Genomic DNA, 24387 nt, shown 5'->3' on the forward strand with positions numbered 1-24387 from the left:
TGGGCTAATATTTATATGAGTCAAAAACAGGACACATAAATGTAGAGCCTGGGTTATTGATGATAGTTCCTGCCTTAGGGTTGTTGTTGGCACCATTTCGAGTAGCAACAGCTACTCCTGATTGGGCAGCCCATGCAGTATAGTATTGTAATAAGGATTTTACTGCACTATTGGGGTCACTTTGGATTTTGGCAATCAACTGTAACTCTGCTGTCGTGGGTAGTCTCCAATAGCCATTGTGTTTGAAGTTAAGAGGGTATCCACTTATTCCAGTAACAGGGTAATAACGTTGACGTCCACCACCAGGCCATACAGAACCATACTTGGCAAAGGTCAGGTCGTCCATACCTACGATAATGTGGTTGCGCGAGGGACCATAATCATCTTCAAAATATTGTCTTGCGCGTTGTTCTGCCGATTTGAAAGGATAAACGCGATAAGGGGCGAAGTTGTCTGCTCTGAAGATGCGCTGACCGTTCTCGTCGACGGGAGAATGTAGTACCAAATTACGTTGTTCTGGGCTTCTAGCCTTATCGGGATAGTTGTTGGGATAGTAGACCCAAAATTGAAAGTGGTTGCGCTGATTGGACAAATTGACGAGTTCTACCGTCTCTGGTCGAGTTCTTCTACTACCTTTGGCTTCGAGCGCTTCTATTCTTCTGATTTTATTGTGCTCTTGCTGGGTGATAGTCATGATTTCCGCGTCGGAGTATTCGCCAGATTGAGGTCTTGCAGGCACATCACCCCATTGAGAAGAAATGATGAACTCGGGCGAAATTAGTTGGTTGCTTTCAGCATCTTTGGCTGTGCTTCCATCAGCTACCGTGGCATCCCCATAGAGCATTCCAGGTTGTGGGGCAATCGTGTGGACTGTATAGAGTAGACTGTTGGTCTGAACACGGCCATTGATGGTAGCTCCGAAGAGAGAGTACCAATAGTTGATCATTCCTTTGGATTGCTTAGCCGTCACATAGATGGGAGGATATTGTGTGACGGTGACGGGCACCTCGGGCAAAACGTTTGAATTGAGCTGCTTTGCTTTGAAACGGATGGTGAGGGGCACGTAGTTGACGGGCACCGGACTTTGGACTTTGATATAGGTGCGTCCCCCATGAGTGGTGGTGGAGATTTTGATTTTCGATTTGTCGGCGTTTATCGTTTGAGATTCTCCATATTGATTGTAGGTCGTATATTGCGCCTCAATAGTGTTGAGCAAAGTTTCGTCGAGAGGTAGGTCGGAGATGTATTGGATTTCCAATTCGTCAGTAGCCAACATTTCTGGATTCGTCTGCTTCACCACAAGATAGTGAGCATCTGCGATGCTACCATCTACCGCCTCTGGCACCCAGTTCTCCACTGCGATGGAGGCATTGACCTGCGTGGGACGAGCTATTTCGGGGCTTCCCAACACCTGGATGGTGGACTGGATGTCGTAGACCGTGTTGCGCTCGATGCGATTCCACTCCTCACCTGTCACCGTCGCGCCCTTGGGAGGAAGCACGTTTTTGAGCGGAATCTGGTAGTAGCTGTCTTGTTCTTGGTTTTGGTTGTTGCGCACACGGAGTTTGATGTACAAAGAGGTCTCTTGTAGCACATCTTTCGCCCATGAGTTGGCGTAGGTGTAGAAAGGGATGGGGCGCGCAAAGAATTGTTTGCCGTCGAAGGTGCGCTTCTCCATGTTTTGGAAGGTGGTGAGTCCATTGTTGATGAACGCACGCTCACTGTCCAAAACTTCGTCGGCAAGGACGCGAGTGTTGGACACACCATTAGAAAGGGCGATTTGGGGATTGCCCACTACGGTGTAGGTGGCGCCTTTTTCGTCCGTGACGGTGGTGGGAGGCGTGAGACGGACACGGAGTTTCGCGGCAGCGCGGTGGAGGTTGACCACACTGTTCACCTTGACTTCGCTTTGCGTGTTCCAATTAAAGACTTGTGCATTGGAAGCACCATCCATCAAGAAGTCTGCTTGCTTCTCATTGGGATTGTTTTGTGCTCCCAAAGCATTGCTAGTGGCAATCAAACTTTGGAGCTGTGGGAAAGTTTTGCCTTGCAAGTCGGTGGCAGCTCCGCGATAGTTGGCGATGATAATGAGTCTGAGGGTCTTGCCGTGGTAGGCGTTGTGCGTAGCCCCCTTTTCGAGGTAGATGCGCGCTTGACCTTGCACTGCGTCGATGGTGGCAGTGCCCAGGGTGTTGATGACTCCTTGTGGATAGAGCATCAAGTCGCCTTTGAGGGTGCTGTGCAAACCTAGTTGGTTGTTGCCTTCATAGACCAGTGCATACATATTGTTGATTTTGGTTTCGTTGAGACCATTGGCAACATAGAGGTTCGCATTCTCAGTGGTGGCGCGTGTGAGTCGAGGCACGGCAACTGGTGTGTTCGTGGCAACGTGGTTGTCGTTAAGTGTAGTGACCACCGAAGCACGCGTGGCAGTGGCGGGAGGAAGCGTGGCAAAGTCTGAAGCCTCGAGAGCGGAGAGTTCTCGTGTGGAGAATCCGAACGCAATCACTTCGCTGTGGGCAGTGTCGATTTTCACCACTTGTGGGGTGTCGGAGAGTTCAATGTCGGTTGAGCAACTTCCACAGAAGAATAGGCTCATGCCGCAGCCCACCGTGAGGAAGGCTGTCCAGAACGAGCGCAGGGGAGTGTGGAAAAAGCCCTTGTGCGACTGATGTTGAGTCGCGAGGGCAAGAATATGATGGAAGTTCATACGACTTGATTAGATAGTTTGACGAATCATGAAGCGTTTTGTAGGACCGGGGCTCTGATTGGTGTCGCGGAATCTCTTGACGATTTGCACCTCTTTTCCATCTACCGTGAGATAGAGTTCGGTGGAGCGCACATAGCCTGACCAAGGTTTCTTCGCTACAACGGTGATGGAGATGTTGTCGTTGCTTGCCATGCCCGAAGTTGCTGCTTCGTTGGCAAATTCAAAGTCCAAATAATTGGTGAGATTGAAGCGCCAAAGTGCACCTTGTGGAGCAGTCACCTTGAAATTCATCGTGATGCGGTCGGTTTCGGTGGGGTCGAGGTTGAGCCAGTTGGGACTGCTAGCATCTTGTGTCACCCCTTGTTGCCCGTTGGCGGGATTATCCGGAATCACCACTTGCGGCGCTGCATAGTCCTTTTGAGAACTCTCCTTGTTCCAAGGGAGAATCGTCCAGTTGTAGTGGATGATTTCTTCGTCCCATCCCTTGAGTTCTACATCGGCAGCGTAGTGAGCATTGCGCGCCACACTCTGCGGATTGAGATTGTTTTTGATGAAATCTGAGAATCCGGCTGCAGTGATGGTACTCTTGTCGCCATTGTCGAGATACATGCTCTTGGTGCGCTCGATGCCGTGCTTGGCAAAAGTGAAATCAAATCGGAGTCCATTGCCACCGCCTGCCCAGCGGACGTATTCGGGCACATAGAAGGTGCGGGTGAGCTTCTGATTGCCGGTGATGGAGAGCCCTGTGTTGATGTCGGTTTCGCCATTGGCTACGTTCATGGTCCAACTTCCTGTGATAAAGAGCGGATAGTGTTTGGAGATGTTCGCGATTTTGATGGACTTGAGTTCGAGAGGAGCCGCTGCGTCAGTGGGCTGGTTTCCAGGAGATTTCAGAGCGCGCTGCAGGTTGAGCGTAACCTTGGCAAGCGTTCTGATGAGTTTTACATCGAGTTTTAGCGAATTTCCCTTCTTGTTGTCAGCCGTGATGGTGTTGGATAGTTGAGCAGTCATAGGGATGCCTGCATTGCGGTCGATATGTTCGAGGAGAGGAATGGCGGCAGGCACCTGCGTTAGAGCCGTCTTTTGGTAGAGACCATCACGAAAAGTCACTTCGTTGAGGGCAGTGGTCATAGCTGCCGTTTCGTTCGCCACGAAGAAGAAGTCATAAGTTCCTGTGGGAAGCTGAATTTCTTTTTTGTAATTGATGAGATCTGCCAAGGGGTGAACCTCATTGTGCAACACTTCTCCGGTACTTTGCACACAGGCAATGAAGCGTATGGTGTTGACGCGGTCCTCGAAGTCGGCATTATCCTGATTGATTGACTCACTCGTTTGAGCACGTGTGTCGAACGACACAAAGCCCAGAGTGGAGTGTTGTAGCTTGGGGGACTCATCTTCGTAATCACGGTTGCAGCTCATCGCAGTAAAGACGACGAGCAACAAAGGGAAGAAGAAACGATATATATGTTTAATCATCATGCGGAATAGTGTGAGATGAACACAGAGGAGGCTGCAATAAGTTGTGAGCGTTATTCGAGCACAAATTTCGGTTGTGTCACAACGTGCCAAGGCATCACGGTGATGTTGGCAGAAACGTAGGTGTCCACCTTGTCGTTTGATTCATCTGTGGGAGCCACTGGTGTGGGATGTCCTGCGGAAGTGACTTTGGTAATATTAATTTTATAGAGGTGGTTGCGCACCACACCGTAGCGTCCGTAGGCTTCGAGCTTCGGTTGTTGAGCATCACTGAAGTGGCGGATAGGGAGGAGGTAGAAGTTTTTGCCATTTTGATAAAACTTCAAGTTGAACGCCTCAAAAGATGCTGTGCTGTTGTTGATATTAGGGTATCTGGCGTTGATGTGCTCAGCATCAGCTTTGAAGCCCTTAGGCATCTGCAAGGCGTTGTCATCCGCTGCTGATGCAGCTGCCGCTAATTTGGTTTTCAGTTGTGCCAGCGTCATGTAGGCTCCTTTGTAGTTAGCCCAAGTGCGGTCTGTGGCATTTGCTAGTTCGGGTAGTTGTTTGGGCACATAGCGCAGGCAAATCACCGCGTGCGTGGTTTGGTTTCCTCGTTGTGCATTCGCATCCATGGTGTTTTCTGTGACGTAAATGCCGCGGTCGTCTGCCCATCCACCTTGAGAGATAGGGTTGCGGTGAGGAGCTGCGGTGGTGAGTTGTTGCAAATCAGCACCAGAGAGTGCACTCATGTTGGGGTCGATAGCATAGCGCATGGCTTGTGCAGTCGTTTCCGTTTCAGGAGTGGTGGGAGCGTCTGTGGTGGCAGTGCCGTTGCTGCTGAGGGCTGGTGCAGGACGGCGCATCCAAAACATCCGCGTGTTGAGTACATCGAGGCTGTAGTCCACCATTTGAGCTTTGCCTCCTGCGGCATTGGGTGCGGTGATGTTGCTCCCAGCTTGAGGATTCACGAAGACTTTTGCCACTGAGCGTTCCAATTCTATCTTCACTGTGGCAGCGGCTCTTTCAGCTTCAGTCGCTGTCATGCGGAAGTTTTGGTCAGTGGTGAGCACCATCTTGGTGGCGGTCATGACGACACCGTCCGTCGTCACCAAATCGTTGACCGTCACTTGTGCCACGGCATCGAGCTTCGTCTTGGAATCTCCGATGTTGGTGACCTGTTTCAGTCGTGCCGTGGGGTTGGCTATAACCAGCACTTTGTACTGTTGTTTTTCTATCTTCTTCGCACGAAGGGTGATGGGCGACTGGCTGAGCGAACCGCCTACAGCATCAGCATCGCGAGCATCGAACACATGCGTCACCACATCGCTAGAGTTGTAGAAGATCACTCTCAAAGAGGTGATTTTGCGCTCTGCAGCAACTCCTGCGTAAGTGTCGCCATCGTTGGCAGCACCTACCGAACCGGCAGCGTTTCCAGCGCGTGTTGCCTCGTTGGTAGCACGCGTTGCATCGGAAGTAAAGGGAAGTTGAAGTGTAATAGACACGTAGGCTTCGTCTACGGGGGCGACAGTAGGCACAGTCACCACTTCATTGGTGGTGGAGTCGCAAGCGAAGATTGTCAGCAAAAAGCAGATGATGAAGCTAAGGTGGCAAAGAATATTGGTGGTACGTTGCATGAGCTATATTGAAAAGTATTGAGCAGCTCCCGAAAAGAGACGAATAGGGCGGACAGTTGTTGTGATGATGCCTCCTTTGCTTAAAGCTATTTCTAAGAGAATGGCGGCAATCGTGTAGGGTACAACACTGTCGATCATTCTTTTTGGTCTAAAAGTGCCCCTTACCTATAGGCAGTGTTAGGACACACTATGTCCTTATCTGTCTAAAGTTCAGGATAACACGGCATTTAGACCTCCCATTAAGGAAGTGCTGCAAGAAGATAGTCTTTAATGAATCCTTGTTCTCGGTCAAAGGTTGTAGCTTTGGTTCTGGGACGAGGCAAGGAGGGGCAGCGCGTCTGTTCCGCAGACTGTTTTTCAAGAGGATAGCGGGCTTTGCTAGCCTTCTTTCGGTCAAGTACTTTGACCTTTCCAGTAGGAGAGACGATCGATGCGACGATAAAAGTAGCGCACGTGCGTTGCAAAAATAGATATTTCTTAGAAAATCAACGGTTTTCTACTTATAAACTTGGAAAATTTCGTATCGAGAAACTTAAGAATGTAACTTAGAGATAGCAGAACGTTCTTTTTTTCTCCAGCCTTTCGTGCAAAAGTTTCCGTGATTTTGTAGAACTGAGAGGCTTATGTTTTCTTTTGGGACTCATTTTGGGTATTTGGGTTTTCTTGTTGTTTATTCGTAAGTAGTTGGAGGTGGTTTCGGAGTGTTCGAAGAATCTGGGTGGGAGAAACGGCTTATTTTAATTGCTTTGTAGTGAAGTCTTTCTTAGGTTTTGCTTAATAAATGTATCTTTACTCCTGGTGAAGGACTTTGTCTTTAGGCTATGAATTTTGGCGTTGTTTGTGTTTTAGTTGTTTGTTTGTGAGTGTGTTAGATTGTTTTCTGACTTTGTTTTATACTTTAGATATGGTGGGCGTACCGCTTGTGGTGAATCGAGGTGATGAAATCCGAGGATGGTGAGAAGATGCTTGTTTGATTTTGGAAGGAATACATCCGTATTGCTGCAGTGGCTTGAAATTTGTGGACGAAGAAGAGGAAAGTGGTGCTCTGTATTTGTCTTTTTTGCGCTTGTTTTGTGTCGTAGTTTTTGATGTGGTGGAGAAAGTTTCTCTTTGTTTGTCGAAAAATAAGACTTCGGAATGTCGTCTTTGTAAGGTGTAAATATTGTGTTTAAATCGTGTATTTATTTGTGATATCTTGCGAATTTTGGGAGATGCCAGGTGGGTTTTACAACTTAAATAAAGAAGGTGATACATTTAGTTTTCGTTTTTCTCATGAATACTGCATAAGTTATCGGATATATTGTACAGCGCTACGCGATGGAGGAGGGACAATGGAGAGAGGCAATACTAATATATTGTTGTGAGAGTTGAGAAGGGGGCGATATGATTGTTGTGCTTCGATGTTGGAAAAGTCATTCCCCTGCGAAGATTGGGATGCGTGGTCAGCGTCGTATGTGGAGAGCAAAAGGAGGAAAAAGCGAAAAAGTAGCAGATTTTCTGCATACTAGGGTGGTAAATCCAAAAATAGTTCGTATCTTTGCAGCCGATTATAGAGTCCGATGGGGCAGATGAAGCGAGCAAAAGTGCTCCGCCTCCCGGAAAAATCCGTTTAAATACATCATTCAACCACAATGTACGCAATCGTAGAGATTAACGGTCATCAGTTCAAGGTGGAAGCAGGCAAGAAGCTCTTCGTAGACCACCTCGCAGGCGCAGAAAGCGGCGCAACTGTTGAATTCGACAAGGTTCTTCTTCTCGACAACGAAGGCCAAGTCACTGTAGGCGTCCCCACCGTAGCAGGCGCAAAAGTAGTAGCTGAAGTAGTTTCTCCCCTCGTAAAGGGTGACAAGGTGCTCATCTTCCACAAGAAGCGTCGCAAGGGCTATCGTAAGCTCAACGGCTTCCGCCATCAATTCACTGAACTTTCCATCAAGGAAGTAAAAGCTTAAACCCCTAAACATATCAGACAATGGCACACAAAAAAGGTGTAGGTAGTTCTAAGAACGGCCGTGAATCGGCATCACAACGTCTTGGTGTTAAAATCTGGGGCGGACAATCTTGCATCGCTGGCAACATCATAGTTCGCCAACGCGGTACTGTTCACTATCCTGGCAAGAACGTAGGCATGGGCTCTGACCACACGCTCTTCGCTCTCGCTGATGGCGTAGTTACCTTCAAGCGTGGTCAACGCGACCGCAGCGTGGTTTCTGTAGAACCTAAGGCTGAAGCGTAATTGCGACCTTGGATTTTATCCAACGCACAAGGCTCTTTCCACTGTGGAAAGAGCCTTTTCTTTGTCCTTCGCCAGTAGGTTCTTTCTGCTTTGTTCGTTGTTTCAATGACTTTGACCATGTATACTTGGGTTTGTCTGGCGATTCCCCTGTCTTTGTCCCTTCTTTCTTCGTCCTTCGCCAATACTTGGGCAACCACGTTTGTTTACCTCGCAGATTTCTCGTAATTTTGCACCAGATAGGCTGCCATGCTTAGCGCGCGCCTGTCCAACGAATACTCAATCTCGCAGAGCCTCGTCGCAACTGTCGACGACGCTCCTTACCCTCTCACTAACGCATCAGTTTTGCACAACATCATTCTTGTCGACACTGCCCATCTCGATCACGTGGCATTCGACCTCATCGTTAATTTTGAGCGTATGCTCGGTCGTCAAATTTCGCAAGGCGACTTCCCCAAATGGCTCGATTGTGTGGCGCTCGACGGCGGACTCCGTCCTGGCGACCACGAAATCCGCGTTTATCTCATTCATCCCAAACAGCAGACCAGGTTGCAGCACTTCTTGCCCTGCGATTTTGCAGAAGAACTTAACGGAAAAGCCTTCCGCGATGAATTGGGAGAGTTTGCGCTCAATGCCTATGGAGTAGAAGAAATTGTGTCGCAAGAAGACTATTTCGTGCAGGTGTTTGAAGAAGTGCTGCGCGATGCAGCCTGCGAGCGCGTCATGGTGGTGGCAGATCTAGATGGCATGACCGATGAGAGTGCACATTTTGCTCAGCGCATCAAAGCCCTCTGTGCCAACCCTCCTAAGGACGACAAGGGAGCTGAGCTTCCTCGTAAAGATATCACCCTCTTCACCATGCAACCCATCATGGGGCGTGGTTTCCAACAAGAGCTTCTCGGCTATAGCTTGATGGCAGCCCTGGGCATCAACGGAAACGAAGTGCAATAAAATAGCGATTTCTCGTCAAAGACAGAGATCATCTCACTAGAAATCACTAACTTTGCAAATAAGCTGCAAGCACATTCCATATAAGCGAGCAGCTCACAGACAATATATTTACAGATAACAATTCACAACTCACGCATAACTCAACAAGAAATGGGTAAAGTTCTCATCATTGGCGCTGGTGGTGTTGCCACCGTAGCCGCTGTGAAAGTGGCCAAAAACTCCGACGTTTTTGACGAAATCATGATTGCATCTCGCACCGTCTCCAAGTGCGAAGCCATCGCCAAACGCATTGCCGACATGGGCTTGCGCAACGACATCAAAACTGCTCAGGTAGATGCCGACAATGTGCCCGAGTTGGTGGCGCTCTTCAAGGAGTTTCAGCCCGACTTGGTGATGAATCTTGCATTGCCTTACCAAGACCTCACCATCATGGAGGCTTGTCTCGAAGCTGGATGTCATTATCTCGACACAGCCAACTACGAACCTAAGGACGAAGCTCACTTCGAGTATTCTTGGCAATGGGCTTATCGCGAGCGATTCGAGAAAGCAGGTCTTTGCGCCATCCTCGGTTGCGGTTTCGATCCTGGTGTCACTTCCATCTTCACCGCCTACGCTGCAAAGCACTACTTCGACGAAATCCACTATCTCGACATCGTGGACTGCAACGCTGGTGACCACGGCAAGGCTTTTGCCACCAACTTCAACCCCGAAATCAACATCCGCGAGATCACGCAAAAGGGACTTTACTGGGAAAATGGCAAATGGGTGGAAACAGAACCTCTCGAGATTCACCAACCTCTCACCTATCCCAACGTAGGTCCTCGTGAAAGTTACCTCCTTCATCACGAAGAAATCGAGAGCCTCGTTATCAACTTCCCCACCATCAAGCGTGCACGCTTCTGGATGACCTTCGGACAAGAGTACCTCACTCACCTCCGTGTGATCCAAAACATCGGCATGGACTCCATCGTTCCTATCAACTACGAGGGTCACATGATTCAGCCTCTCCAATTCCTCAAGGCTGTTCTCCCCAATCCTCAAGACTTGGGCGAAAACTACGAAGGCGAAACTTCTATCGGTTGCCGCATCCGTGGTATCAAGGATGGTAAGGAGCACACTTACTATGTCTACAACAACTGTTCTCACCAAGCAGCATACGACGAAACTGGTATGCAAGGTGTGAGCTACACCACAGGTGTTCCTGCCTGCATCGGTGCTCGCCTCTTCATGCAAGGGGTGTGGAACAAGCCCGGTGTCCACAATGTGGAAGAGTTTGATCCCGATCCCTTCATGGAAGAACTCAACAAGCAAGGTCTTCCTTGGCACGAAATCCACGACGGCGATTTGGAACTCTAATCCCGTCTTTCCACTTTCCCATCTTTCTCGTGATGTTAGGCTCGTGCCCATCCGGTGGAGCAAGACTCGGAAAGTGAAATACCCCAATATCCAGCGCAACGGTAGTTTTCTGCCGTTGCGCTGTTTTTGAAGATAAAAAGGGCTTAACCCCTGCTTTTTATCACTCGAGATGATAAAAAGGGGTATAAATAGTGGAAAATAGAAATATATGTATTATCTTTGTCAAATAATTAGCTTTTCTTGAGCAGATATGCAGTGTGCACCAACAAAGCGATGTTGGAAGTTACTGCGCTCTGAAAAAGTGATTAGCAATGAAACAATTTACTTTATCATGAAATATTCTCCCCTATTTCTAGGCCTGAGTTTGTTTTGCAGCATGCCTGCTTTGTGCACTCAAGCCAATGCTGCTCCTATGATGCAAGCTGTCACCCACAATGTGGTGAAACTTCCCGTGTCTACTGACCCCAGTCTAGAATTCATTCCATTGAGCAGCCTCGATTTGTCGAAGATGGAAAATGGTTGGAAAGCTCCCCAAGCCAACAAGAGTATCGAAGGAAATCCCATTCGTTTGGGAAAAACCACCTATGAAAGTGGAGTAGGGGTGCACGCTCCTTCGCGCATCGTGGTAAAACTCAATGGCGCAGTGACCACTTTCCGCGCAGTGGGTGGTATTGATGCTGAAGTAGAACATCCCAACAATCCTCGCGACAAAGCGGCCATTTTGGATTATCGTGTGTTGCTCCGTGGACAAGACGGTCAAGACCAAGTGATCAAAAGCGGTTCTATGGATCGCGACTCCGAACCTATTAAGCTCGACATCGATGTGCGCAATGCGAAATATCTGATTCTCGAGGTAAACAACGGCGGTGGTCAAGGCAACTGGGGCGACCACTTCGACTGGGCAAATGCCTATTTCATCTATCGCGAGCAAAATTCTACACGTCCTGAGACGGTTTCTCCTGATGTCTTAAAGTCTCCACTCGCTTGCGCTATGGATATCTTTGCACTTCCTGGTAACCGCGTGTTGCACAAGATTGTAACTACAGATCCCTCCCTCAATATATCTGTGACCGATCTCCCCGATGGTCTGACTTGGAATGCCAAGCGTCGCGCTGTAGAAGGTATTGCGCCTGAAGCTGATGGTGTTTATAAATACACGGTTGTGATGCAGGAAGGCAAAGGAGAGCCTTCCACTGCAAAGGCTTCCCTCACTGTTCAGAAGAACCTCCCCATGGCAAAGCCCATGATGGGATGGATTTCTTGGAACGTGGTGCAAGATAAGATTTCCACCGATGTAGTGAAGCAAGTGTCTGATGCCATGGTGAAACAAGGACTGAAAGATGCTGGCTACAACTACCTCATCATCGACGACCTCTGGCACGCTAAGAATCGCCATGTCGATGGCCGTCCTCAAGAAGATCCTGCCAAGTTCCCCGTAGGCATGAAGGCCACGGTGGACTATGCTCACAGCAAGGGACTGAAATTTGGTATTTATTCCGATGCTGCCGATCGCACTTGCGCTGGCGCCTTCGGTTCGTTTGGAAAAGAGCAAATAGATGCCAAGCAATATGCTGAGTGGGGCGTAGACTTGCTCAAATATGACTACTGCCATGCACCTGGTGATGCTGCCACCGCTCAAGTGCGCTACAAAGCTATGGGCGATGCACTCAAAGCTTCTGGCCGCGACATCCTATTGTATATGTGTGAATGGGGTGCGCGCGAACCTTGGAAATGGGGTTCTACCACTGGATCACCCGTTTGGCGCGCCACCTACGACACTCGCGATGGATGGAACGGAGTGCAAGGTGGCATCGGCATCATCCAAAGTATTGCCGCGATGAAAGACCTCTGGCCCTATTCTGGCGTGAACCGCTTCAACGATGCCGACATGATGTGTGTGGGTATCCATGGCACGGGTAAATCGAGCAACGACCTCGTAGCAGGAAAGCCTGGCATGACACAAGATGAATATCGCACGCAGTTTGCCCTCTGGTGCATGTGGTCTTCTCCCTTGCTCCTCTCCTTCGATCTCACCAAGCCCATCACTGCAGATGACAAGAAGCTCATGACCAATGCCGATCTCATCGCCCTTGATCAAGACGATCTCGGACAACAAGCAGAATACATCGGCACGATTGACAATATGGTCTACTTCATGAAAGACCTCGCCAATGGTGACGTTGCCATCTCTGCCACCAACATGAGTGAGAACACGAAGGAAGCTGTTTTCGACTTCTCTAAGTTCTCTGCACTCGATCCTACGGTGGACTACTACACTTACGACTGCCAACTCCAAAAGGCGGGTGAAAACACCGTGAAGGCTATGCTCCGCACTCCTGTTCGTAAGCACGCCACTGTCGTTTATCGTCTCGGTCGCAACAAAATCACCGGTATCTCATCTGTTCCTGCCCAAAAGAACAAGAAGGCAACCGCAAATTTTGACCTCAGTGGGCGCAAAGTGGCAAATCCCACTGCTGGACAACTCGTCATCGCTAATGGCCATCCCGAGATTGCGCAATAGCAGATAGTCTTTCTTTTTGCTGTCGCTCTCTAGCCACAAATAAATATCACCGCTTGTGTCATTCATCTTGATGCAAGCGGTGAATTCATTCAACAGTAGAATCTCTTTTTTAGTCAATTATTTGGAGCTTTCGCATTTTCTTCTTATTTTTGCAACGTGTAGAACCCGCCAAGCCTCTCAATGAAGCTCAAATCGGCGGGTCGTTTTATTTATTATAAAATGTACTCATCTGATATTCTCCAATTTCAAACAATAGAGGAGATTATTCTAATGCTTGAGAAACAAGGTCTCCTTATTGATAAAACTAATGCTCGAAAACAGTTTCAAAGAATAGGGTATTTCCGTCTTCGTTCTTATCTCTATCCGTTGTTAGATACCCCCAAAAGTCTTGGGTTGTTTAAACCTGGTGCCACGTTTGAGCAGGCTATGGAGCTTTACAAGTTCGACCGCAAGTTACGCTTGTTGGTGTTTTCTCAAATTGAGAAAATCGAAATAGCTGTTCGTTGTCAGTTAGTGACCATTGGGTGTAAAGAAATAGGAGCTGTTGATTGGTTGTATCAAGAGTCTAATTTTTCTGATAATCAGCAATTTGTTCAAACCTTGGCAGTGTTGTCCAGCGAATGGAAGCATACTAAGGAGGATTTTGCCCAAGAGTTTCAAGCAACTTACGGAAAGGCTCTTCCCCCTGTGTGGATGATACTAGAACTCATTCCTATAGGTACTTTGGCACATTTGTATCGGAACATAAAAAGTAAATCCTTACGGAAGAAAATATCTCAGTATTTTGGCACACCTCCAGATGTATTTGCTTCTTGGCTTTTTTGTTTTGCTAGTATAAGAAATATATGTTGCCACCATAATAGACTATGGAACAGAACACTGCCTAATACTCCTGCCATTCTTAAAAGACCTAAGGGAAATTGGATTTCTTTTAATGCTATTGATTATGGAAGGCTCTATTATAAATTGGCAATGATACAATATGTATTGTCTTTTATATGTCCTAATCATCATTTTTCATCTTCCTTGAAACAATTAGGAAGGGAATATCCAAGAGTTGATTTTTCTATAATGAATTTTCCTGAAGATTGGGAGGAAGAACCTTTTTGGAACAATCCAAACTGATTCACCGCTTGTGTCATTCATCTTGATGCAAGCGGTGATTGCGTTATTTTTTTGTCATCTTTTGGGTACTGTTTCCACCATCGGAAGGGAGAGAAGCCAAATTGGCTATATCAAAACTTTTGAAATGCTTGCACAACCGCACAAATTGCACTAACTTTGTAGAAACATAATGCACACCATCATGAGCGCACGACTTCTCTGGATTGACGATGAAATCGATCTCCTTCGTCCCCATTGCATCTTCCTCGAAAAACGAGGATACGACATCACCACTGCCAACAACGGTGCTGATGCAGTCGATTTGTGCAAAGCGCAGGCCTTTGACCTCGTCCTTCTCGATGAGAATATGCCTGGACTCTCTGGACTTGAAACCCTCTCCGCTATTAAGGCACTGCATCCAGAGATGCCCGTGGTGATGGTAACGAAGAATGAAGCCGAAGATTTGATGGATCAAGCCATCGGTGCCCAAATCACCGACTATCTCTTGAAGCCTGTGAATCCGATGCAGATTCTCCTTGCGCTCAAAAAGCACATCCACGCACAGGAAATCCGACAAGAGCACACCGAAATGGGCTATCGACAAGATTTCTCTCGCATTGCGCTCAGCATGGACGATGCCCAAGATGCAGAAGCGTGGAAAGAACTCTATAAAAAGCTCGTGCACTGGGAATTGCAACTCGAGGAAGCGCCCGACTCTGCGATGAATGAACTCTTGCGCACGCAGAAGGAGGAAGCCAACGCCGCGTTTACCAAGTTTATTCGCAAACACTACGAAACGTGGGTGCAACATCCCGATGCCGAAGACACCCCCTTGCTTTCGCCCAAGGTGATGCGCCAGACCGTGCTCCCCAAACTCAAGGAGGGAAAGCGCGTGGTGTGGGTGGTGCTCGACAACTTCCGCTACGATCAGTGGCGCACGCTTGCCAAAGCTCTTGCCAATGATTTCGACATCGAGGAGAATCTCTACTATTCCATCCTTCCCACGGTGACGCAATATGCGCGCAACGCGCTCTTCTCTGGGCTCATGCCGCTCGACATCAAGACTCAATATCCCGATCTTTGGGTGGATGAGGAGGAAGACGAAGGCAAGAATCTGCATGAGGAGGAACTCATTCGCAAACAGTTAGAACGCTTGCGACAGCACACGGCCTTCTCTTACCACAAACTCAATGACTCTTCAGCGGCAGAACAAGTGTTGTCGAGTTATTCCGAATGGGCGAAACATCCGCTCAATGTCATCGTCATCAACTTCATCGACATGCTCTCTCATGCGCGCACAGAGAGTAAAATGGTGCGCGAGTTGGCAGCCAATGAAGCAGCCTATCGCGCCATCACCCTCTCGTGGTTCCGCCATTCTGCCATCCGCGAACTTTTCCGTCGTCTTGCCGAGGGGGATGCTGAAGTCATTCTCACCACCGACCACGGATCTATTCGTGTGGATCGTCCTTGCAAGGTGATTGGTGACCGCAATGTCAATACCAATCTGCGCTACAAACTAGGGAAGAATCTCGATTATCCCAAGAAAGAGGTGTTTGAGGTGCGCAATCCTGCTGCGTTGAAACTCCCTTCGCCCAATCTCTCTACGGCTTACATCTTTGCCACGGGCACGCGCTTCTTTGCCTATCCCAACAACTACAACCACTACGTGCAGTTCTATCGCGACACCTTCCAACACGGTGGTGTGTCGATGGAGGAAGTACTAGTGCCGCTCGTGACCCTGCGACCAAAATAGAGATTAGACGTTAGACGTTAGAGGTTAGAAATTAGACGTTAGACGTTAGAGGAGGAATCCTTCTAGTAGTTCTCTCTCTAACTCTCTCTCTAGCGCTTCTAGCTCTTTCTAGATTTTCTAGATGCTCTAACGTCTAACGTCTAATCTCTAACGTCTAACGTCTAATCTCTAACGTCTGATAACGTCTACCCTCTAACGTCTAATAAATGTCTAAAATCATCATAGCTATCGACGGCCACAGTTCGTGCGGAAAAAGCACCATGGCCAAAGCCCTTGCCCAACAAGTCGGTTACATCTACGTAGACAGTGGCGCCATGTATCGTGCTGTCACCCTCTTCGCCCTTCGCCATCAACTCTTCAATGCCGATGGCAGTGTGAAAGCTGAAGATCTCCAGTCGCGAATGTCGGAGGTGAAGGTACACTTCAAACTCGACCCTGCCACCAACCTCCCTGTGACTTACCTCAACGAAGAGCGTGTGGAAGATGAAATCCGCACCCTCGAAGTCAGTCAGCACGTCAGCCCTATCGCTGCTTTGCCCTTTGTGCGCGAAGCCATGACCGCTGCACAACAAGCTATGGGTGAGGAAAAAGGCATCGTGATGGATGGCCGTGACATCGGTACGGCAGTATTCCCCCACGCAGAACTCAAAATCTTTGTCACTGCCTCTGCCGAAGTGCGCGCACAACGTCGTTTTGATGAACTCCAAGCCAAGGGGCTGCCTGCTTCCTATGAAGATATTTTGAAAAACGTGCAAGAGCGCGACTACATCGACTCACATCGTGAAGTCAGTCCTTTGCGCCAAGCCGAAGATGCCCTTGTGCTCGACAACTCACACCTCACACGAGAGCAGCAAAATCAGTGGTTGTTGCAGCAATTTGACGCTGCTGTGCACAAAGCCCAATAGGTAGTCCGCCATCTAGCATCCTCTTTGCCTGCCCAAGCGGTGCTAGTCGGTATTCATCCAATAGCAATCATCAGACATCTGGGAAAGCATCCGTGTGTCGTCAGCTTCTTGCACGACCGTGGATCTTTCCCTTTTGTCGCCCTAATAACTCTATTTTATTCATTTTTTAACCCAAAGCGGTCATTAGATCCTGAGCAGATTTTATTTGATTGTTGAGCAGATGGTTTTTCGTTTGTTTGAAGGCGTAGTGGGCTACGTCGAGAACGAACGAGAAACAAGATGCCAACAAGAAAATGAAAGATGACAGGAAGTTATCTTCTCCATAAGGCTCTGCACCATAACGGTCTAATGACAGATTTGGGTTTAACTCCCAACATCTTATGAAACTTTTATCACAAAAGAGCCAAGTGCTTAAACCATTCCAAGATCTCTTATCAGACAGCAATGACAAAAAAGTTTTATCCAATCCTATCGTCCTCTTCTTTGGCGGTCTTGTGGCTTTAGTCATACTAGGTGATATTTTTTTCAAGTATTCTGGATATCAAACCATCAGATTCCCTCTGTTTTGATAGTTAGATCCTTTCGTTTAGATTGCAGCAGGTACAATGGTACTTGCTGCTTTTATTTATGTGATTTTTTGTTCTGGTTGATAGTTTCATCCATCCTTTTAGTCACAACCTCTCCTGATTCTTTGGCGCAATAATCTAGGATGTCTAGCACAGCGTTCATTCCAGCATCGAGATCGCGCACAGAGAATGAGAATTGTCTAGGTAGACTATAGTCTGCATCTTCTGCGTAGATAGAGGTAACTTCAATAGTGTCAGTTTTCATCAGTTTGTCTCTAAAATACCCCTTCATAGTGACTTTGATTTTAGAGTTCTCTTTTTCGATGGCAGTATTTTTCGGTGTAGAATACATATAAACATCAATCCCATGTGATTTAGGGAGAGAGGTAAAGATTAAAGGAGATGAGAAAGCTTTAGGATGCTTCTCATATATGAGAAATTTGTGAAGCGGAGGCACTTCATTGAACATGATTTCGCTGATGTTGTCGTAAAGACTTTCATGTTCTTCTTGTGATATCATGCTTTGAGGGTTGCTTATCAGTCCTTTAGGGCAAGCTGTAGAGTCGATATAGCCTGAAACGACCAAAGTTGGGGAAAATACTGCCAAGTTGCCCGTGAATGTGAGCTCTATGCGATAAACACCTTGATCTTCGTCTTCTTCCTCCTCTTCTTCTCCTGAGGGGATTTTGTGTTCCTTGATGTGCTTGCCGAGTGTGGAATGTTGTGTGTTTTTCTGTTGAGCAGTGGCAACAGCGTTTGGGATAAACAAGAAAAGATAAAGAATAAGTAGTTGAATGAAGTGTTTCATGATGGATGGAATTGGTTAAGAATTGATATAGAGCAGCTTTTCTAGAAACTACTGTCAAAAGTAGCGATATATTTTGATTTTTCAAAGTTTAGATTGTGTTTTATGTCTTGCCCTCTATAAGTATATGGGAAGATATGAGCCCAAATAGAGAAAAAATCGAGGAAAAGTGACAAAAATTCTTTGAGGTGATACGATAATGATAGTCCTAGTTTGCAAAATGCGTGGATGGTGAGGAGGTTTGCTCAGAAGGGGTGGGGTACAGGAGGCAAGTTTCTCGCACGCGCGTGTCACGCGCGCGCATTCCCTGCAAACTTGCACTTTTTGCTTTCACAACCTTCACGCCAGAAGACACTACAGCTTGTTGAGTTTTCTTATGCTACGTTTTTTTCAGTGTTCAATGCGCGCTTTCCTTAGAGCATTTTTCGGGCTGTTTTCCCCATCTTGAGGCGGAAAATAGTTTAGAGTGTTAAAAAATGTCCGAAAGAAGTGCGTTTCTCGTTGGGGGTGAGGGAGTTGTAACGAAATCTGTGAAGGTTGTGAAAGCAAAAAGTCGAAAATCGCTGTATGTACGCGTATGCGTGCGCGCGAGAAGCACGTTTTTAGATTTGTTTACAGACCTCTATTGGCATAAGTTGGCGGTTGTTGTCACACTTGCATGGAGTGTGGGGAAAGAGAGGTTCGTTGATCTCAAATTTATCTCCGACGTTTGGCAAAAAACATTGGAGATTTTCCGGAAAACGTTGGAGATTTTCTGAAAAACGTTGGAGTTTTTTTCGGGAAGTCCGGGGACAAAAAGCAAGATGATAGAAAAGCGTGTCAGACGGTTGGGAAAAAGGTATTAAAGCCTATGCGTGGTCAAGGGATGAAATGATGGAAAGTTTGGTCACGTCGAAGGAAAGCCGTATTTTTGCAGGGAATAAGGCTCCGTAGCTTAGCTGAATAGAGCGTCAGATTCCGGTTCTGAAGGTCATGGGTTTGAATCCCATCGGGGTCACTTCTTCGTGCAGATTCTGCGATTTTCTCTCAAAAAGAGGGTGGAAATCACAGAAATGTGCAATATCCTAGAGAAAAGAAGGCAAAAATTTGGTTGTTTCAGAAAAACTTCCTACTTTTGCAATCGCAAATGAGACGTGCGCTCCATGAGGTGCCATAGCTCAGTTGGTAGAGCAAAGGACTGAAAATCCTTGTGTCCCCGGTTCGATTCCTGGTGGCACCACTCTTTTCAACGCAAGTCTTACTTTGCAGGCTTGGTGCCATAGCTCAGTTGGTAGAGCAAAGGACTGAAAATCCTTGTGTCCCCGGTTCGATTCCTGGTGGCACCACAAGAATTAGACGACTACTTCGGTAGTTGTCTTTTTTTCTATTTTACACTCATTTGTTGTGCAAGTGAAATGTATTTGCTATCTTTGCATTATATATCAATATTGTACCGCTATTATGGTCTAATGACCTTTGGGGGTTATTAAGCTCTACGGCTATGATGGAAATTAAATCTAATGAATTTAGAGCCAGTCAACGCAAGTATTTTGATTTGGCTTATACGGAGCGAATAACCATTTGCAGGGGCAACAACCAGTCCTTTGCGCTCGTTCCCACCCATGATGAGGGTTTTTCTTTGACTCCTCGTTTGGCAGCGAAACTTGACCGAGTTCGAGCAGAAGTTAGAGAAGGGAAGTGCACTATACATCGAAGTCATGACGAAATAGACGAATTCTTTGCAAGTCTATGAAATATCTTGTCGTTACGTCTGACGAAGCGAAAAAAGTGCTCAAGAAATGAAAAAAATCGAATCCAATTCTTCTAAAGAAGTTTCAGCAGATTTATCATGAACTTGCTGAGCATCCTCGTGAGGGAACTGGACATCCCGAACCGCTGAAAGGAGCGAAAGGAATCACCTATTCTAGGCACATTTCCGCAAAAGATAGAATGGTCTATGACATCTACGATGACAAAATTGTAGTGATGGTAATCTCTGTGGAGGGGCACTATAATGACAAATAAAACAACCGCAATAGGGCGCGTGCTCTGCTGCGGTTCTTTTTCTTGGCAAGGACTACTGCATAGGAAAAAAAACAATGCCCACTAGCGCAAACTAGTGGGCATTGTTGTGTATAGATAAGAATAAAGTAGTGGCGAGGACTTCACCACAACAGGGCGATGCGATAGGCAATGAAAGCCATGACGTAGGCAAAGCCCGTGCTGTAGAGCATGGAGAAGACGGCATAGCGCCATTGTCCGCTTTCGCCCTTGATGGCAACAATCGTGGCGATGCAAGGGAAGTAGAGTAGGGCAAAGACCATGTAGCTCAAAGCGGAGGCCGGTGACGACGATTGTTGAAGCGCTTGAGAGATGGCGCTGTCGGCAGCATCATCTTTGCCAGTACCTGCTGCAGCGGCGGTGTCTTCATCGAGTTGGTAGAGTACTCCAAGGGTCGAAACCATGAGTTCTTTGGCTGCCGAACCCGTGATGAGGCCTACCCCCATGCGCCAGTCGAAGCCGAGAGGAGCAATGATGGGTTGAATGGCATGCGCTGCTTGACCGAGATAAGACTGTTCTTGTTGTTCGTAGGGTGTGAGATCCGCACCACCGCGAGGGAAATAGCCCAAAACCCAAGTGATGACTGAGGCAACGAGGATGAGACCTCCCATCTTGCGGAGATATTGACGCCCCTTTTCCCAAGTGTGGCGAAAGACGCTGCTCGCCACGGGGCGACGATAGGGAGGAATCTCCATGACGAAGTGGGTTTCGACATTGCGGCGGATGAAATGGCTCATCAACCATGCCGAACCGAAGGCAGCAAGGATGCCAAAGGTGTAGAGACCAAACATGATCCATGTGGCATAGCGGGGGAAGAAAGCCAAGGTGAACACCGTGTAGACCGTGAGGCGCGCAGAGCACGACATGAAGGGCAGGGTGATCATGGTGAGCAGGCGGCTCTTGCGATTCTCAATGGTGCGTGTTGCCATCACGGCAGGGACGTTGCATCCAAAGCCAGTGAGCATGGGGAAGAAAGACTTGCCGTGTAGTCCGACGCGTCGTAAGATGGGGTCGAAGAGTAGGGCAGCGCGAGCCAGATAGCCCGAGTCTTCTAAAATGGAGATGAAGAAATAGAGGATGAGGATTTGTGGTAGGAAGACGATCACCGCACCCACACCACCGATGATGCCTTGCGAGAGGAGTTCCGAAAGCCACCAACCTTGTGGCATTTGGGTGGTGGTCCAGTCGGTGAGCCATTTCACTCCAGCGTCCATCCAGTCCATGGGATATTGTCCGATGGTGAAGGTGGCCCAGAACACGAGCCACATCACGACAAAGAACGCCACATAGGAAAGAGCGTGGCGCACGAGCCATTGGTCGACACGCTGAGTGAGGCGCACGGCTTTTCCTTCTTGCAAGTGGTAGCAATCGGAGAGGTAGTGGTGCACTAAGGCGTGAGGGTCGCTCTGAGCATGAGGATCGTCGGCAAGCGATTGCACAAAGCTGTCTTGGCGGTCGTAGGCAGCAATCACCTCTTCTACGAGTTGTTCCATGCCGATGCCCTGACTTGCCACGCAAGGCACGAAGGGGAGTTGCATGTGCTGGGAAAGGCGCTCAATGTCGAGGGTAGAACCGCTTTCGGTGAATTCGTCGTAGAGATTTAGGGCTCCCACCATGGGGAGTCCCATGCGGCGCACTTGTAGGGTGAGTAGGAGATTGCGCTCCAGGTTGTTCACATCGAGCACATTGATCACCACGTCGATGTCGCCTTTGCGTAGCTCACTCATCACATACGCCTCTTCGGGCGAATAGGCACGGAGAGAGTAAGTGCCGGGGAGGTCGACAAAGCGCAGGGTGCGTCCCTTGTAGATGGTTTCGCCCACTACGCTCGAAACGGTGACACCGGCATAGTTGCCTGTGCGCTCGTGTCCACCGGAGACCGCGTTAAACACGGTGGTTTTTCCGCAGTTGGGATTACCAATCAAAGCCACCGTGATGGTGCCTTCCAATTTGGGGGTAGAAATGTGGGAAGTGCCGCAGGCGGCACATCCTCCGCAGGCTGTGGGACCGCAGGAGGCGGGGTGGTCGGAGGGAGTTTGCGAGAGGTAAGTGTCGGCAGTGGCAGCACTGAAGAAACGTTTGGAGAGCGTTTCTTCAGAGGCATAGTCGATGTCGGGATGTTCGAGCGACACTTCAATCAGAGCGGCCTCACTGCTGCGCAGTGCCACTCGCTGACCGAGCATGGCAAAGACGATGGGTGAACCCATGGGGGTGGCGAAAACTCGCGTCACTTCCTGCCCAGGCACAAAACCGAGTTCTTCGAGACGCAAGCGCAACGAAGGGCTGCCGTTGGTGCGAAGCACAAAAGCCGTTTGCTCGTTATGTAAATCTGAAAGATTCATGCGAAAATCTTGTAGTTATGTCATTGACCTGCAAAGGTACGTTTTTTTTGTAAGAAGGGGAATACCTATATCTAGTGATATTCGCGCGAGAACGACTCTCTCGAGGCTGATGGGGAAATGACGCGTGCGAGAAAAAATCGGAGGAAAGATAGGCGATACTCCGTATTTTCTTCGTAAATTTGCACCAAATAATTGTAGAACAGAATATAAAGCTCCTCCCCAACATGAAAAAAACTAAGATTGTTTGCTCAATCAGCGACTTGCGCTGCGATGAGAAGTTTCTCCGTGAACTTTTCTTTGCAGGGATGAATGTGGTGCGTATGAACACTGCGCACGCTGATGCCGAAGGTATCAAGAAAATCATCCGCAACGTTCGCGCTGTATCACCACATATAGGTATTTTGATTGATACAAAGGGGCCTGAAGTGCGCACCACTGGTGCATCAGCTCCCATCACTTATAAGGCTGGTGAACAAGTGACTGTGTTTGGTCGCCCTGGGGTGGACACAACACACGATGAAGTGAACCTCTCTTACGCAGATATTGCCAAGGATTTGAAGGTGGGCGACCGCTTGCTCTTTGATGATGGTGCTATCGCGATGAAGGTGAACACCATTGAAGGTGAAACTGTGCGCGTGGAAGTGGAAAACGACGGCGTGCTCGGTTCGCACAAGAGTGTGAATGTGCCTGGGGAGCACATCGACCTTCCTGCCCTCACTCAGCGTGACCACGAAAATATCCTCCTTGCCATCGAACAAGACATCGATTTCATTGCTCACTCTTTCGTGCGCTCTGCTGCTGATGTGAAGGTAGTGCAAGATATCCTCGATGCGCACAATAGCGATATCAAGATTATTTCTAAGATTGAAAACCAAGAGGGTGTAGACAATATCGACGAAATTATTGCGGCTTCTTATGGTATCATGATTGCTCGTGGTGACCTCGGTATCGAAGTACCCATTGAGTGTATCCCTGGCATCCAACGTCAAATCATTAAGAAGTGTATCCAAGCGAAGAAGCCCGTGATTGTGGCGACTCAGATGTTGCACACGATGATCAACAACCCACGTCCTACGCGTGCGGAAGTGACCGACATCGCCAATGCTATTTACTATCGCACCGATGCTTTGATGCTCAGTGGTGAAACGGCTTCGGGTAAGTATCCTCTCGAGGCGGTGAAGACGATGGCTGCCATCGCTGAGCAAGCTGAGAAGGATAAGCTCCGCGAAAACGATATCGACCCAAGTCCCGACAGTACTAACCAACGCGAATTCTTGGCACACGCTGCTGTAGAAGCTACTTATAAGTTAGGCGTTAAGGGTATCCTCACCGATAGTGAGTCGGGTGCTACTGCTCGTATGTTGGCTTCTTTCCGCGGCACTACGCCTATTATCGCCATTTGTTACAAAGAGAAGACCCAGCGTTTGCTCAACTTGAGCTACGGTATAATCCCCATCTTCCAAAAGAAACCCGAGAGCGCGCAATATATGTTCACGGCTGCCGTGCGCATGCTTCGTCAGAAGGGCTTTGTCGATCTCGACGATAAGATAGCCTACTTGAGTGGTGTCTTGGGCAAGGGTGGCGGTACGTCATTCTTGGAAATCAACAAGGTGCGCTCTGTGTATGATGAATACTTCCGCTTCCACCTCCCCACGGGTAATTCTGAAAACGTGGTGAAAGACTAGTGAAACGCTTCGTGCGCTCATAAGTAGCCCGCGTCTGATGTGACGTTGGTTTTGATATAAAACTCCCTCCGCTTGTAAAGTTTACAAGTGGAGGGTTTGTTTTGGGGGTTGTTTTAGCGAAACTTTGAAGTGGAATTATTCATAGTATTAGTTTATGTAAGTAGCAAATGGAGAGTGATTTGCGCTAGGAAACTGATTATTTTCTTAGTTTTGTGCTTCCTTATTTCATTTTTCGGTTAAATATTAACTGATATTCGGTGGAAATTTGTACCTTTGCGGCGAATAAACTAGCAATCCGAAGACGAAACTGTGAGATTCTCGATGAAA

General features: G+C 48.0%; 15 protein-coding genes and 3 tRNA genes. 13 read left to right on the plus strand and 5 right to left on the minus strand.

Annotated features, from left to right (window positions below; genetic code table 11):
- Positions 1 to 4: 4 nt before the first annotated feature.
- Genes fimD through BQ2633_RS08220 form a run of 3 tightly spaced genes read right to left on the minus strand, consistent with a single transcriptional unit; the run spans position 5 to position 5802 of the window.
- Positions 5 to 2710: a fimbrial tip adhesin FimD gene (gene fimD / locus BQ2633_RS08210; protein ID WP_075566384.1), complete on the minus strand. Its 2706-nt coding sequence runs from the start codon at positions 2708 to 2710 to the stop codon at positions 5 to 7.
- A 9-nt stretch (positions 2711 to 2719) separates the two neighbouring features.
- Positions 2720 to 4189 carry a hypothetical protein gene (locus BQ2633_RS08215; RefSeq protein ID WP_075566386.1) on the minus strand — a complete coding sequence of 490 codons (1470 nt, stop codon included), beginning with the start codon at positions 4187 to 4189 and terminating at the stop codon, positions 2720 to 2722.
- Positions 4190 to 4239: 50 nt separating this feature from the next.
- Positions 4240 to 5802 (minus strand): Mfa1 family fimbria major subunit, encoded by a 1563-nt coding sequence (locus BQ2633_RS08220; RefSeq protein WP_075566387.1) that lies wholly within the window; start codon positions 5800 to 5802, stop codon positions 4240 to 4242.
- Positions 5803 to 7433: 1631 nt separating this feature from the next.
- Here BQ2633_RS08220 and rplU point away from each other — a divergent pair.
- From rplU to cmk, 8 genes are all read left to right on the plus strand, one after another.
- Positions 7434 to 7751 carry a 50S ribosomal protein L21 gene (gene rplU, locus BQ2633_RS08230; protein WP_075566391.1) on the plus strand — a complete coding sequence of 106 codons (318 nt, stop codon included), beginning with the start codon at positions 7434 to 7436 and terminating at the stop codon, positions 7749 to 7751.
- Positions 7752 to 7771: 20 nt separating this feature from the next.
- Entirely contained in the window at positions 7772 to 8035 is a 264-nt protein-coding gene (gene rpmA / locus BQ2633_RS08235) for a 50S ribosomal protein L27 (protein ID WP_009436712.1), read from the plus strand.
- Positions 8036 to 8377: 342 nt separating this feature from the next.
- Positions 8378 to 8983 (plus strand): DUF6621 family protein, encoded by a 606-nt coding sequence (locus BQ2633_RS08240; protein WP_075567318.1) that lies wholly within the window; start codon positions 8378 to 8380, stop codon positions 8981 to 8983.
- A gap of 150 nt (positions 8984 to 9133) precedes the next feature.
- Positions 9134 to 10339 (plus strand): saccharopine dehydrogenase family protein, encoded by a 1206-nt coding sequence (locus BQ2633_RS08245; protein WP_075566393.1) that lies wholly within the window; start codon positions 9134 to 9136, stop codon positions 10337 to 10339.
- 331 nt (positions 10340 to 10670) lie between these two features.
- Positions 10671 to 12860, plus strand: coding sequence for an NPCBM/NEW2 domain-containing protein (locus BQ2633_RS08250; RefSeq protein ID WP_176720106.1), 2190 nt, complete (start codon positions 10671 to 10673; stop codon positions 12858 to 12860).
- A gap of 180 nt (positions 12861 to 13040) precedes the next feature.
- Positions 13041 to 13985: an Abi family protein gene (locus tag BQ2633_RS08255; protein ID WP_083234009.1), complete on the plus strand. Its 945-nt coding sequence runs from the start codon at positions 13041 to 13043 to the stop codon at positions 13983 to 13985.
- 181 nt (positions 13986 to 14166) lie between these two features.
- Positions 14167 to 15717 (plus strand): T9SS response regulator signal transducer PorX, encoded by a 1551-nt coding sequence (gene porX / locus BQ2633_RS08260; protein WP_141700169.1) that lies wholly within the window; start codon positions 14167 to 14169, stop codon positions 15715 to 15717.
- 206 nt (positions 15718 to 15923) lie between these two features.
- Positions 15924 to 16622 carry a (d)CMP kinase gene (gene cmk / locus BQ2633_RS08265; protein WP_075566400.1) on the plus strand — a complete coding sequence of 233 codons (699 nt, stop codon included), beginning with the start codon at positions 15924 to 15926 and terminating at the stop codon, positions 16620 to 16622.
- A gap of 621 nt (positions 16623 to 17243) precedes the next feature.
- On the opposite strand, the gene BQ2633_RS08275 is transcribed toward cmk, so the two are convergent.
- Positions 17244 to 17996 (minus strand): hypothetical protein, encoded by a 753-nt coding sequence (locus BQ2633_RS08275; RefSeq protein WP_075566402.1) that lies wholly within the window; start codon positions 17994 to 17996, stop codon positions 17244 to 17246.
- Between the two features lie 920 nt (positions 17997 to 18916).
- Here BQ2633_RS08275 and BQ2633_RS08285 point away from each other — a divergent pair.
- The 4 genes from BQ2633_RS08285 (at position 18917) to BQ2633_RS08305 (ending at position 19997) form a co-directional block, all read left to right on the plus strand.
- Positions 18917 to 18990: transfer RNA gene (locus BQ2633_RS08285), tRNA-Arg, on the plus strand.
- 149 nt (positions 18991 to 19139) lie between these two features.
- Positions 19140 to 19212, plus strand: a tRNA-Phe gene (locus tag BQ2633_RS08290).
- A 33-nt stretch (positions 19213 to 19245) separates the two neighbouring features.
- Positions 19246 to 19318: transfer RNA gene (locus BQ2633_RS08295), tRNA-Phe, on the plus strand.
- A gap of 472 nt (positions 19319 to 19790) precedes the next feature.
- Positions 19791 to 19997, plus strand: coding sequence for a type II toxin-antitoxin system YoeB family toxin (locus BQ2633_RS08305; RefSeq protein ID WP_428829843.1), 207 nt, complete (start codon positions 19791 to 19793; stop codon positions 19995 to 19997).
- 140 nt (positions 19998 to 20137) lie between these two features.
- On the opposite strand, the gene feoB is transcribed toward BQ2633_RS08305, so the two are convergent.
- Positions 20138 to 22375, minus strand: coding sequence for a ferrous iron transport protein B (gene feoB, locus BQ2633_RS08310; RefSeq protein ID WP_075566408.1), 2238 nt, complete (start codon positions 22373 to 22375; stop codon positions 20138 to 20140).
- A gap of 224 nt (positions 22376 to 22599) precedes the next feature.
- On the opposite strand from feoB, the gene pyk reads away from it, so the two are divergent.
- A complete protein-coding gene (pyk, locus tag BQ2633_RS08315; protein WP_075566410.1) occupies positions 22600 to 24060 on the plus strand; it encodes a pyruvate kinase in 1461 nt (486 codons plus the stop codon).
- Positions 24061 to 24387 lie beyond the last annotated feature (327 nt).

The sequence above is a fragment of the Ihuprevotella massiliensis genome, assembly GCA_900095835.1.
GTDB classification, from domain to species: domain Bacteria; phylum Bacteroidota; class Bacteroidia; order Bacteroidales; family Bacteroidaceae; genus Alloprevotella; species Alloprevotella massiliensis.